Raw genomic sequence first — 12,212 nt, forward strand, 5'->3', positions numbered from 1 at the left:
GCAGCGCAGTTGCGACGCATGAGCGGGCAAAAGGTTGTGTGCGCCTTTGGTGTCATCTGGGCCACGAGTTCATCACAAACAATCGCTCGCCGGGTCCGGTCTGGGTGCTATTGCTGGGATCGGTCCAAGATCTCCGACGCTCGGGTCATGAAATGGTAAAGCGCCATTCACCCGCTGAGAGGGCTCTTCATGGCCGACGAGATGGTGCGTCAAGCTCAGGTCTTCATCAACCGCACGTACGGCAGCCGGATCGGCATGACGGTCGAGGAGAACGGGCAGACCGGCTGGAACACCATGTACGCCCTGACCCGGGCGCTCCAGTACGAGTTGGGCATCACCAACCTGTCGAACAGCTTCGGCCCGACCACCCTGGCGGCCATCGCCGAGAAGTACGGCAAGATCGACGCGTCCAACGTGCCGTCCGCGGACTTCTGCCGGATCCTTCAGGCAGCCCTGTACTGCAAGGGCTACGACGGCGGCGGCATCGACGGTACCTACAGCTCCCGCGTCCAGCAGTCCGTCACCGAACTCAACGCCAACATGGGCCTCAGCGCGGTCTACCCGGGCAGCGCCCTGTGGCCGAAGGTCATCAAGGGCCTGCTGAACATGGACGCGTACGTCACCGTCAGCGGCGGCTCCAGCGCGATCAGTTCCTTCCAGCGGTGGCTCAACGGCCAGTACATCCTGCGCAAGGACTTCTACGTCATCCCCTGCGACGGCTACCACTCGCGTGACGTCGCCAAGTCGTTGCTCTTCGCCGTCCAGTACGAGATCGGGATGGCGGACGGCGTCGCCAACGGTGTCTTCGGCCCCGGCACCCAGTCCGGCCTCAAGTCGCACACCCTGTCGGTCGGCAGCTCCGGCAACTGGGCACGGATCTTCACCGGCGCGATGATCCTCAACCAGCGGCCGGTCGCCTTCGGTGACTTCACCAGCGCGGTCTCCAGCGCCGTCCAGAGCTTCCAGTCCTTCGCGAAACTCCCGGTCACCGGCAACGGCGACTTCTCCACCTGGGCCTCCCTCCTCGTCTCCTACGGAGACCAGAGCCGCAACGGCGAGGCGTGCGACGGCGTCACCAAGATCACTGATGCGCGCGCGGCCGCCCTCAAGGCGGCCGGCGTGAAGTACATAGGCCGCTACCTCACCAACCCCAGCGCCACCTCGCTCCCCGAGAAGGCCATCCAGTCCGGCGAGTTGGCCACCATCGCCGCGAACGGCCTGCGCTGCTTCCCGATCTACCAGACGTACGGCCGGGACGCCGACGGCTTCAACTACGCCGCCGGACGGGCCGCCGGCCAGGCCGCTGCCAACGCCGCCCTCGACCACGGCTTCAAGCCCGGCACCCGGATCTTCTTCGCCGTCGACTTCGACGCCCTCGACCACGAGGTCACGTCGAACGTGCTGCCGCACTTCAAGGGCATCGTGGACGCGCTGGAGGCCGACGGCGCGGGGTTCGCGGTCGGTGTGTACGGGCCGCGCAACGTCTGCACCCGGGTCGGCGAGGCCGGGCACTCCACCGCCTCGTTCGTCTCCGACATGTCCTCCGGCTTCTCCGGGAACTTCGGCTACCCGCTGCCCGCCGACTGGGCGTACGACCAGATCGTCACCCGCACCGTGGGCTCCGGCACCGGATCCATCGAGATCGACGTCAACATCGCCTCCGGCCGCGACACCGGCCAGGCCTCCTTCAACGCGCCCCGGCCGCCGCGCCCCGACGTCGGCTTCGACGGGTCCTTCCTCAACGCGCTGCACGCGGATCTCAGCCGCTACATGCGCAGCATCGGTTATGAGGACGACGGCGGAACCGGCGCCGACGCCCGCCTGTTCACCCACACCCAGTGCTTCGAGACGATCATGTCGCACGACGCACAGACCACCCAGCTGTCCCTCGCGTACAACATGCGCAAGGCGATGATCCAGACCTCCGCGTACTGGGAGATGCGGCACTACGACCTGATCGACCAGGGCGTGGACCACCAGGTCGCCTCGTACCACCTCAACGGCATCGGCATCGTCAAGGACTCCTCGACCGGCATCGGGCAGATCAGCGGCGAGGTCGGCATCCGGGCCTGGAACCACTGCATCGACAAGGGCATCGTCACCGGCACCCGCACCGACCCGACCAAGGACGCCGACATCTGGGCGATGTGGCAGAAGGTCAACAAGGACAACGCCTTCGCCATGCGGACCGTGCCCCTGATCCACCTGTGGGGCGTCGCGGGCAAGCCCGGCGGCAAAAACCCGCCGGCCGGCGAGACCACCCTGCGGGCCATGAGCCTGAACTACACCGAGGGCGAGATCTTCGAGATCATCCGCCGCTACCAGGGCTGGGGCGACCAGGCCGAGGCCGACGCCGCCAAGCGGATGGGGCTCTATCAGATCTTCGAGAAGTACAACAACCTTGTCCGTCAGCTCGCCGGCGGGTGAGGTGGTCGCCATGACCTCCTCGTACCCCGCCACCCTGCCCCTGCTGCTCGGCATCGTCGTCGCCGGGGTGGCCGCCTTCGCTCTCCTCGGATACGGCTTCCCGGCGATCGGCCGGGGGGCCGTGGCACGCGGCGGCGCCGCGCTCGCCGGGGCCCTCGCCGCGGTCGCCTACATCTGGGGTCTGGTGTCGCTCTTCCTCGACGAGAGCGGCACCGCCCAGGCGTGCCAGGACGCGAACCCCTCCCTGTACGGGCAGGTGAGCGGCTACAGCGTGTCCTACCTGCCGCCCGCCCTCGACTGCCGTATGTCGTCAGGTGGGTCCTACTCGGCGGCCGTCCCCGGCTTCCTCACGCCCGTGATGACGGGCTGTGCGGTGATCGCGGTGACGCTCGCCCTGATCGCCGTCGCCGAACACCGCCGAACCGCCACACCCGAGCATCCCGAGCATCCCGAGAAGAGGACCACGTGAGCGCCACTCCCGCCCCCAAGCTGTCCCGCAGAGGCTTCCTGCTGCGTGCCGCCGCCGTCACCGCCGTCGCGGCGGCGCTTCCGCACTCGCAGGCGCTGGCCTCCCCGGCGTACGCCGCCGAGCCGCAGGACTACACCTTCCCCAAGGCCGTCCGTGAGGGCGTCGCGCGGGCCGAGGCCCGTAACGAGCGGCTCCTCGCCGGAGCCCGCTCGGCCAACGGGTGGGACATGGAGACCGCCGCCGACCAGGGCGGGTCCATCGCCACCCGGCCCGTGCCGGGCACCCCGGTGACTGACCTCCAGGTCCGGCTCGGCGCTCCGGAGACCGTCCTGGTCCACCTCGTCCGCCGCTTCCACTACGAGGTCGCCGAGCTCCAGCCCGGCGAGGCCGTCGGCTGGACCGCTCCGAAGGGGCTGCGGGGGGCCGCCCGCAACCTGGCCTCCGGCACCGCCGTCCGCATCCGGCCCGGCCACTACCCGCCCGGCACCAAGGGCGGCTACTTCCCCCTGGAACTCGCGGTCGTCCGCGACATTCTCGCCGAACTCGACGGCGTGGTCCGCTGGGGCGGTGACGACAGCGCCGTCGACGAGGCCCTCTTCTATCTCGCCGTCGGCCCCGACGACACCCGCCTGGCAGCCGTCGCCGAACGCCTCCGCGTCGGTGAGGCGACCGCCGGCGAGGGCGCCGGCGTCCTCGTGGACGTCCACGACAAGCGCCGCCGCTCGGCCGCCGAGGCCCTCGCCCGCAGCCAGCGCACAGCGGCGTGACACCGTCCCGCGCGCGGCCCGGGATCGACAGGATGTGAGACAGCACTCATCTGACCACGCCGTTGACCGACATTGACCGGCATGGACCGGCACTGACCGGCATTGATGAGCGCGGAGAGCGCCGCTTCGAGGGCGCCCGCAGCTGACAGGCGCGGGCGCCACTCGGCGCATCGACGGGAAGAGCCTCGCGTGAGGCGCCTGACCGGTTGGTTCCCGCGGCCGGTCTCGGCCCGCGGCGGCCCACGTCAGAACGGTGTGCGCCGGAGACGGCCGGGGCCGCCACCCCCCACAGGAGAGGCCCCGGCCGTCGCGCGGCACGGGTCGCGCGGCGGCCCGTACTTCCTACAGCGCCACGACTGCGTTTTGTGTCACACCGCCCCCGGCCCGCCGTACCGCTCTCCGCGTCACGAGGTAGTTGCATCGTGGACGGCCGTGGACGAACAGCTGTTTAAGGTCGTAACGTGCCTTTCGCGCCGGACGTGGAAGTTGCATGATCACCGCAACCGACGGCTCGGAGCCGGCGCGAGGCCGGCCGTGAAGTCGGCCGGAAGCCGGTTCGAAGCGACCATCGACTCGACCATCTCTTGAGGTAAGCACGGGTGCTGGGGGACGACGCGGAGCTGACCGTCGCGGTGCTCGCGGCGCAGGGCGGGGACGAGACCGCGTTCCGGACTGTGTACCGCGCCGTGCACCCGCGGCTGCTCGGGTACGTCCGGACACTGGTCGGAGACCCGGACGCGGAGGACGTGACGTCCGAGGCCTGGCTGCAGATAGCCCGTGACCTGGAGCGGTTCAGCGGCGACGGGGACCGGTTCCGCGGCTGGGCCGCCCGGATAGCCCGCAATCGCGCCCTGGACCACATCCGCATGCGCGGGCGCCGCCCCGCGACGGTCGGCGACGAGACCGAGCTGACCGGCAAGCCCGCCGAGTCCGACACCGCGGGCGAGGCCATCGAGGCCCTGGCCACCGACACCACGCTGTCCCTCATCGCCCGGCTGCCGCAGGACCAGGCCGAGGCCGTGGTGCTGCGCGTGGTCGTGGGCCTCGACGCGAAGAGCGCGGCGGAGACGCTCGGCAAGCGCCCGGGCGCCGTACGGACGGCCGCGCACCGCGGTCTGAAGCGGCTCGCCGAGCTCCTCGACGAGGATCCGGAATCGGCCGGGGTGCTCGACGCCCTGCCGCCTCCACGAGAACCGCGCTCGGGTGCGGTGACGTCCGCGGGTGTGACGCATACACGTGCGCGGACGCAGAGGGACATGTGATGGCCGACGAGCAGTACACGTGGCTGGACCGCGAAACGGCGGAGCGTTTGCTGAGCGGAGAGTCCCTCGAAGGCGTCGACGTGACCGACCGCGACCGGGCCGAGAGGCTCGCCAAGACCCTGGACGCGCTGTCCGTGGAGACCGCGCCCACCGGCCGCGAACTCCCCGGTGAGGACGCCGCGTTGGCCGCGTTCCGCGCGGTGCGCGCGACCCGCGCGACCCGCGTGGACAGCCTGGCCGACGGCCCTGCCGGGAGGGTGTCCCCTGGGCGGACCGGCGGGCGGACCGCATCGCGGGAGCGTGCCCGTGCCGGCGCCCCCGACATCGGACTCGTCCGCGTCGGCGGCCCTGGCCAGGACGTCCCGCGCCCCCGCCGGGGCCGTACGATCCGCCTGGGGCTGGCCGCCGCGCTGGCCGTCGGCATGGTCGGCTCGGTCGCCGCCGCGGTCAAAACCGGAGTCCTGCCGGCGGTGTTCGGCGAGGCCGAACCGGGCCCCGGCGTGTCGGCCTCGGCCCCGGTGACACCGGATCGCCCGCTCGTCCCGCCGTCGCCCGGGGCCTCCCGGAGCGAGCCGTCGCCCGGCGGCGCCACCGGCGGCCTGGGTCCCTCTCCCGGCTCCTCACAGGGCACCGGACGGCAGGGCGCCACCCCGGGCGCCGGCCCCGACGCAGGGGCCGGACGCCCGTGGAACACCTCGCGCGACTCCCTGTGGGCCTGCCGTGACCTGCGTGACGGCAAGGGTCTGGCCGCCGACCGCAGACACGCCCTGGAGGGCGCGGCGGGCGGCGCGTCGCGCGTGAAGAAGTACTGCAAGGTGATGCTGGCCGACGGCGTGTCCGCGGGCAACGACCGCGGCAAGGGCAAGAAGGGCCGCGAGGAGCGCACGGACAAGGGCCGCGGGGGCGACCAGGACGACGACCGTCACCGTGACGGCGGGAGCCACCGTGGCAGGAGCGCGGGCGGAACCGGAAACCGGGGCGGCGAGCACCACCACGGCGGTGGCCGTCACGACCGCGACGGCGGCAACCTCCACCGTCCCGACGGCGGCACCGGCTCCCGCGCCGTCTGAACCGAAACACCCCTCCTGACCTGCGGTTTCCCGTATGTCAAAAATTTCCGCGGGCAGGGTGTGACGTTTCTGGGAGCCGGGGCGCAGTAATGAGTGTGCCGACTGGTCATCGGCCGTCGCACAGAGCCGGGGTTCCCCCCGTACTCACGGCTCGTGCACCCGGCGCGGGTGGGACACGTTCCCCCGGTCCCGCCCGCGCCCCATACGTCTCCCGCCCGGCGCCCCCGCCTCCCGCTCGGGCCGCGTCGAGGGTCTCACCAGTACACGACGACCTTGTCGCCGTCGCGCACCCGCGCGAACAGGTCCGCGATCGCCGCCTCGTCCCGTACGTTGACGCAGCCGTGCGAGCCGCCGGAGTAGCCGCGGGCGGCGAAGTCGTACGAGTAGTGCACGGCCTGGCCACCGCTGAAGAACATGGCGTACGGCATCGGTGAGTCGTAGAGCGTCGACACATGGTGTCGGGACTTCCAGTAGACGCTGAACACACCTTCGCGGGTGGGGGTGTACTGCGAGCCGAAGCGGACCGGCAGCGTCATGAGGGTGCGGCCGTCGACCATCCAGCGCAGGGTGCGGCTGGACTTGCTGATGCACAGCACCCGGCCGGTCAGGCAGCGCGGGTCCGGCGCGGCGGCAGGCTGCCCGCCCATCAGGTACAGCTCCCACTTGCCCGGCTCGTGCGTCATCCCGAGCAGCCGCTGCCAGGTGACGGTGTCCGTCCGTCCCGTCCTCGGCAGCCCGCGCTTGCCCTGGAAGCCCTCCACCGCCTGCTCGGTCAGGTCGTCGTACGTCCCCGTCGGCCCGTCGTACAGCCAGGCGACCTGCCGCAGCCGTGCCTGGAGCTCGCGGACGTCCCCTCCGCTGTCGCCCCGCGACCACAGGACGACGGGCGCGGGCGAGGCGGGCGCCGCGCTCGGCTCGCCGCCCTTCGCGTCCTCACCGGCGTCCGGGTCGGCGGAGGCCTTGGGAGAGGTGCCGCCGGGGACGTCGACTTGCACCGGCGAGCGGGGCTTCCCGTTGTCGTCGGTGGGCTGAACCGTGCAGCCGCAGACCGTGGCCAGCGCCAGCAACGCGACGATCGTTCTCCCCACGCCCGTAGTGCGCATCCCCACCCCTGTCGTCTCACCGACCTGCCCCGCATGGCCGAACCAGCCACCGAACGTCCGTCGAAGCAACCACCGAAGATGTTCCCCCCGAATGACGGCTCGCGAACGGCACGGCATGGTGGTTTCAGGAAACTGGCGCATGCCTGGCGGGCGGCTGCTCGGACGGAGGCAACAGACCATGACACGCGAGTCGGAGTCCGGAGTACCCATCGAGCCGGTCTACGGGCCTGCGGACCTGGCCGGATGGGACCCGGCCGAGAAACTGGGCGAACCGGGGTCGTACCCGTTCACCCGGGGGGTCTACCCGTCGATGTACACCGGCCGCCCCTGGACCATGCGGCAGTACGCCGGTTTCGGCACGGCGACGGAGTCCAACGCCCGCTACCGGCAGCTGATCGCCCACGGCACGACGGGCCTGTCCGTCGCCTTCGACCTGCCCACCCAGATGGGCCACGACTCGGACGCGCCGATCGCGCACGGCGAGGTCGGCAAGGTGGGCGTGGCGATCGACTCGGTGGACGACATGCGGGTGCTGTTCGACCAGATCCCCCTGGACCAGGTCTCCACCTCGATGACGATCAACGCCCCGGCCGCCCTGCTGCTGCTCCTGTACCAACTGGTCGCCGAGGAGCAGGGCGTGAGCGCCGACCAGCTCACCGGCACGATCCAGAACGACGTACTGAAGGAGTACATCGCGCGCGGGACGTACATCTTCCCGCCCAAGCCGTCGCTGCGGCTGACCGCGGACATCTTCCAGTACTGCCGGGCCGAGATCCCGAAGTGGAACACGATCTCGATCTCCGGCTACCACATGGCGGAGGCGGGTGCCTCGCCCGCGCAGGAGGTCGCGTTCACCCTCGCGGACGGCATCGAGTACGTCCGGACGGCGGTCGCGGCCGGCATGGACGTCGACGACTTCGCCCCGCGCCTGTCGTTCTTCTTCGTGGCCCGTACGACACTCCTGGAGGAGGTCGCGAAGTTCCGTGCCGCCCGCCGGATCTGGGCGCGGGTGATGAAGGAGGAGTTCGGCGCGAAGGACCCCAAGTCGCTGATGCTGCGCTTCCACACGCAGACGGCGGGCGTCCAGCTGACCGCCCAGCAGCCCGAGGTGAACCTGGTCCGGGTGGCGGTGCAGGGCCTGGCCGCGGTCCTCGGCGGCACCCAGTCCCTGCACACCAACTCCTTCGACGAGGCGATCGCGCTGCCGACGGACAAGTCCGCGCGGCTGGCCCTGCGCACCCAGCAGGTGCTCGCCCACGAGACGGACGTGACCGCGACCGTCGACCCCTTCGCCGGCTCCTACGTCATGGAGAGGATGACCGACGATGTCGAGGCGGCGGCGGTCGGGCTGATGACGCGGATCGAGGAACTCGGCGGCGCGGTCGAGGCGATCGAGCACGGCTTCCAGAAGAGCGAGATCGAGCACTCGGCGTACCGCATCGCCCAGGAGACCGACTCCGGCGAGCGGGTCGTCGTGGGCGTCAACCGCTACCAGCTCGACACGGAGGAACCGTACGAGCCGCTCCGGGTGGATCCGGCCATCGAGGCCCAGCAGGCGGAGCGTCTCGCCAAGCTGCGGGCCGAGCGGGACCAGGCGGCGGTGGACGTCGCCCTGGACGCCCTGAAGAAGGCGGCCGGGGGCGAGGACAACGTCCTCTACCCGATGAAGGACGCGCTGCGGGCCAGGGCGACCGTGGGGGAGGTGTGCGACGCGTTGCGGGGGGTGTGGGGGACCTATGTGGCGTCGGACGGGTTCTGAGCTGGGGGATCACCCAGGACCCGCTCGACATACTCCGTCAGGCCCTCCGGCGTGGCCCCCGCCCAGCCCACGTAACCGTCCGGACGGACCAGGAACAGGCCGGTGCCGTACGCCTCGGGTGACGGGCCCTCCACGATCCGCACCGACGTCGGTGTCCGAGGGGTCTCCGGCGTCTTCGTGCCCAGGGCCAGCAGGGTCCAGTGCGGTCCCCGGAAGACGTCGAAGAGGCGTGCGCCGGCGACCGTGGCGTCCGGGGCGCGGTCACCGGCCCTGATCCCGTCCACCGTGGCCCGGGTCTCCGCGGTGAGCGTCGACTCCCGGTATCCCAGGCCGAGTTGCTGGGTTGCCTCGCCCCGCCGGGTCTCGCCGCGGTGGACGCTCGTCGACAGCCCGAGCATGTCCGCGGCGACGGGGCGCCGCTCCTCCTCGTAGGTGTCCAGCAGGGCCGCCGGTGCTCCGTCCCGCAGCACCGCGCCAAGCTTCCAGCCCAGGTTGTAGGTGTCCTGGACGCTGGTGTTGAGGCCCTGGCCGCCGGCGGGGGAGTGGACGTGGGCCGCGTCCCCGGCGAGGAAGACCCGCCCGGCGCGGAAGCGGTCCGCGAGAGCCGCCCGGGGCCGGAAGTCCGAGGCCCAGCCCACCTCGGTGACGTCCTCGGGGGCCAGGTGGGAGCGGGTCGCCAGGACCTTGCGGATGCCGTCGAGCGAGAGGTCCACCGACGTCCCCTCCGGGAATTGGGCGACCACCTGGAAATCATCGGTGCCTGCCAGCGGGCAGATCGCGAGGTAGCCCCCGGCCTCCCCGCCCGGCGGGAAGACGTGCCAGTGGTCGCGGTCCAGGCCGGCGATCCGGAGGTCCGCCACGAGCAACGGGTTCGGGTCGACGGTCTCCCCGGTCATGCCGACGCCCAGGGTGCGGCGTACGGTCGAGCGGCCGCCGTCGGCGGCGACCACGTACCGCGCGCGAAGGCTGCCCCCGGCCGCGAACCGCACGGTCACGCCGTCCTCGTCCTGGTCGAGCCCGACGACCTCCCGGCCGAAGGCGACCCGCCCGCCGAGCTCCGTCAGCCGGGCGAACAGGATCTCCTGGGTGCGCCACTGCGGCACCATCCACGGCCCGGCGTACGGCGAGCCCTCGCTCGGCTCCGCCGGGTCGAACAGCCGGTGCTCGCCCACCCGCTGTCCGTCCCGCCAGATCATCTGGACCGGGTAGTCGCCCCCGGCCTCGCGGATCGCGTCCAGCACGCCGAGATCGTCGAAGACCTCCAGCGTGCGCGGCTGGATGCCCTTGCCGCGCGAGCCGGGGAACAGCGTGTCCGCCCGCTCCACCACCAGCGCGGCCACGCCCCGCCGGGCCAGGTCGATCCCCAGGGCGAGCCCGGTCGGGCCCGCGCCCACGATCAGGACGTCCGTGTCCATACGACCACTCTCCTTAACGTTGTTAAGTGCTGTCTGCCGCGACCATGCCCTTAACGGCGTTAAGCTGTCAAGTGTGAACACGGAACGACGAGCCCCCCTCGACCGCCGCCGGGTCGCGGACGCCGCCCTGACGCTCCTGAACGAGGTGGGTCTGGACGGACTGACCCTGCGTGCCATCGCCAAGGAGCTGGACGTGAAGGCGCCCGCCCTGTACTGGCACTTCAAGGACAAGCAGGCCCTGCTGGACGAGATGGCGACGGAGATGTACCGCCGGATGGTCGCGGGGACGCCGCCGGCCCCCGGCGACAGCTGGCGGGAGCGGTTGCTGACGTCCAACCGCGGACTGCGTGCCGCGCTGCTCGGCTACCGGGACGGCGCGAAGGTCTTCAGCGGCTCACGTTTCACCGGCATCGTGCACGCCGAGCAGCTGGAGGGCGATCTGCGCCTGTTCACGGCCGCCGGCTTCAGCCTCGCGCAGGCCGTGCGCGCGACCGGGACGACGTATCTCTACACGCTCGGTTTCGTCACCGAGGAGCAGGGCGTCCAGCCGCTGCCCGGCGAGCGCCGCGAGGGCTACGACATCGAGGAACGCGCCCGCCTCATGGCCGACTACCCGCTGTCGGCCCAGGCGGGCGCGGAGCTGTTCCAGGACTACGACCAGCACTTCGAGGAGGGACTGGCGCTGGTGATCGCGGGGATCGGGGCGACGTACGGGATCGCGTAGGAGCACGGAGGCCCGAGCGGGCCGTCAGCGCACCTTCGCCAGCGCCGCCCGCAGCCTCGGCGTCAGCGGCTTCTCGACGTACCGGTTCAGCAGCCAGGCCAGCAGCAGCATCGACAGGACCGTCAGGACGAAGGTCACCGCCGACGGCAGGCCCAGGCCGACGTGCAGGGTGCGCACCACCACCCAGCCGAGGTGCTCGTGGACCAGGTAGAACGGGTACGTCAGCGCCCCGGCCACGGTCAGCCAGCGCCAGTTGGCCCAGCCGAACCAGCCGAGCGCGATGGCCGCGACCGCGACGAAACCGAAGGCGACCACGAGGACGATCCCCAGCGAGGTGCGGTGGGCGAAGGCGTTCGGGTCCGCGGCGTTCCACAGGCTGCGCACCGCGTAGTGCTGCCCGATGAGGAAGCTCACGGCCACGATGCCCCAGGCGTAGACGTCCTTGCGGTCGCGGTGCACGAGGTAGAGGCCGACGCCGCCGATGAAGAACGGGGCGTACTCCGGCATGAACACGATGTCGAGCAGCGGCTGGTGCGCGCCCTGGGTGATCGCCGCCGCGAGGGTCCAGCCCGCGCAGAACATGATCACGCGTCGGCGTGACGCCCCGGGCAGCACGACACACAGCGCGAACAGGGCGTAGAAGCGGACCTCCGCCCACAGCGTCCAGCACACACCCAGCACCCGGTCCACGCCCAGCGGGTACTGCAGCATCGTCAGGTTCACCAGGGTGTCGCTCGGCGACAGTGCCTTGTAGGTGACCATCGGCAGCGCGAACACCGCCGTCACCAGCAGGACCGCCGCCCAGTAGGCGGGCAGCAGCCGGGAGGCGCGGGAGGCGAAGAACGACTTCAGCGGCCGGCCCCAGCCGCTCATGCAGATCACGAATCCGCTGATCACGAAAAAGACCTGGACGCCGAGACAGCCGTACGCGAAATAGGTGTGCAGCGTGGGGAACTGCCTGTCCGGCGAACTTCCCCACGCGTGGGTGATCTCCCCGCCCCGGCCGCCGTAGTGATAGGCGGCCACCATCAGCGCGGCGACGAGCCGCAGTCCGTCGAGGGCGCGCAGCCGGGGCTCCCGCCGGGCGCCCGTCCGCTCCGCCGGGGGCAGCGCGGGCGCGGACGCGTCGGGCACCGGCCGGACGGTCATGCTGGTCACGAAATTCCCCTCGACGGGCGTTCCTTCGGGTGTTTGCCGACACGTTAGTCCGCATCAC

The 12,212-nt window shown here is 71.3% G+C and carries 10 protein-coding genes; 7 read left to right on the top strand and 3 right to left on the bottom strand.

The features are described from left to right. Positions 1-189: 189 nt before the first annotated feature. The 5 genes from ACFYRY_RS15535 to ACFYRY_RS15555 all read left to right on the top strand — a co-directional run bounded on the left by ACFYRY_RS15535 (position 190) and on the right by ACFYRY_RS15555 (position 5,995). Complete coding sequence (locus ACFYRY_RS15535) at positions 190-2,427, top strand: glycoside hydrolase domain-containing protein (RefSeq protein ID WP_389144713.1); 2,238 nt, start codon at positions 190-192, stop codon at positions 2,425-2,427. Positions 2,428-2,437: 10 nt separating this feature from the next. Further along, positions 2,438-2,896 (top strand): hypothetical protein, encoded by a 459-nt coding sequence (locus ACFYRY_RS15540; RefSeq protein ID WP_389144716.1) that lies wholly within the window; start codon positions 2,438-2,440, stop codon positions 2,894-2,896. Continuing rightward, positions 2,893-3,663 carry a hypothetical protein gene (locus ACFYRY_RS15545; RefSeq protein ID WP_389144719.1) on the top strand — a complete coding sequence of 257 codons (771 nt, stop codon included), beginning with the start codon at positions 2,893-2,895 and terminating at the stop codon, positions 3,661-3,663. Before ACFYRY_RS15540 ends, ACFYRY_RS15545 begins: the two co-directional genes overlap by 4 nt. 599 nt (positions 3,664-4,262) lie before the next feature. After that, positions 4,263-4,925, top strand: coding sequence for an RNA polymerase sigma factor (locus ACFYRY_RS15550; RefSeq protein ID WP_389144722.1), 663 nt, complete (start codon positions 4,263-4,265; stop codon positions 4,923-4,925). Beyond that, the gene (locus ACFYRY_RS15555) at positions 4,925-5,995 is read left to right on the top strand and encodes a hypothetical protein (protein ID WP_389144725.1); all 1,071 of its coding nucleotides are present in this window, start codon (positions 4,925-4,927) and stop codon (positions 5,993-5,995) included. The genes ACFYRY_RS15550 and ACFYRY_RS15555 overlap by 1 nt, the downstream gene beginning before the upstream one ends. 254 nt (positions 5,996-6,249) lie before the next feature. Here ACFYRY_RS15555 and ACFYRY_RS15560 read toward each other — a convergent pair whose 3' ends face one another. Continuing rightward, positions 6,250-7,098 carry a L,D-transpeptidase family protein gene (locus ACFYRY_RS15560; protein ID WP_389144728.1) on the bottom strand — a complete coding sequence of 283 codons (849 nt, stop codon included), beginning with the start codon at positions 7,096-7,098 and terminating at the stop codon, positions 6,250-6,252. Positions 7,099-7,276: 178 nt separating this feature from the next. Between ACFYRY_RS15560 and ACFYRY_RS15565 the strand changes: the two genes are divergently transcribed. Next, the gene (locus ACFYRY_RS15565) at positions 7,277-8,857 is read left to right on the top strand and encodes a methylmalonyl-CoA mutase (RefSeq protein WP_389144731.1); all 1,581 of its coding nucleotides are present in this window, start codon (positions 7,277-7,279) and stop codon (positions 8,855-8,857) included. Here the strand turns inward: ACFYRY_RS15565 and ACFYRY_RS15570 are convergent. Next, complete coding sequence (locus ACFYRY_RS15570; RefSeq protein ID WP_389144734.1) at positions 8,833-10,272, bottom strand: FAD-dependent oxidoreductase; 1,440 nt, start codon at positions 10,270-10,272, stop codon at positions 8,833-8,835. The genes ACFYRY_RS15565 and ACFYRY_RS15570 overlap by 25 nt on opposite strands. 73 nt (positions 10,273-10,345) lie before the next feature. On the opposite strand from ACFYRY_RS15570, the gene ACFYRY_RS15575 reads away from it, so the two are divergent. After that, the gene (locus ACFYRY_RS15575) at positions 10,346-10,996 is read left to right on the top strand and encodes a TetR/AcrR family transcriptional regulator C-terminal domain-containing protein (protein ID WP_389144737.1); all 651 of its coding nucleotides are present in this window, start codon (positions 10,346-10,348) and stop codon (positions 10,994-10,996) included. A 24-nt stretch (positions 10,997-11,020) separates the two neighbouring features. On the opposite strand, the gene ACFYRY_RS15580 is transcribed toward ACFYRY_RS15575, so the two are convergent. Next, positions 11,021-12,145, bottom strand: coding sequence for an acyltransferase family protein (locus tag ACFYRY_RS15580; RefSeq protein ID WP_389146234.1), 1,125 nt, complete (start codon positions 12,143-12,145; stop codon positions 11,021-11,023). Positions 12,146-12,212: the final 67 nt, after the last annotated feature.

This window comes from Streptomyces sp. NPDC005263, assembly GCF_042872365.1.
Taxonomy (GTDB): domain Bacteria; phylum Actinomycetota; class Actinomycetes; order Streptomycetales; family Streptomycetaceae; genus Streptomyces.

Coding starts and splice junctions, on each gene's coding strand:
- ACFYRY_RS15535 (WP_389144713.1), top strand. CDS start 190: ATGGCCGACGAGATGGTGCGTCAAGCTCAGGTCTTCATCAACCGCACG.
- ACFYRY_RS15540 (WP_389144716.1), top strand. CDS start 2,438: ATGACCTCCTCGTACCCCGCCACCCTGCCCCTGCTGCTCGGCATCGTC.
- ACFYRY_RS15555 (WP_389144725.1), top strand. CDS start 4,925: ATGGCCGACGAGCAGTACACGTGGCTGGACCGCGAAACGGCGGAGCGT.
- ACFYRY_RS15560 (WP_389144728.1), bottom strand. CDS start 7,098: ATGCGCACTACGGGCGTGGGGAGAACGATCGTCGCGTTGCTGGCGCTG.
- ACFYRY_RS15565 (WP_389144731.1), top strand. CDS start 7,277: ATGACACGCGAGTCGGAGTCCGGAGTACCCATCGAGCCGGTCTACGGG.
- ACFYRY_RS15570 (WP_389144734.1), bottom strand. CDS start 10,272: ATGGACACGGACGTCCTGATCGTGGGCGCGGGCCCGACCGGGCTCGCC.
- ACFYRY_RS15580 (WP_389146234.1), bottom strand. CDS start 12,145: ATGACCGTCCGGCCGGTGCCCGACGCGTCCGCGCCCGCGCTGCCCCCG.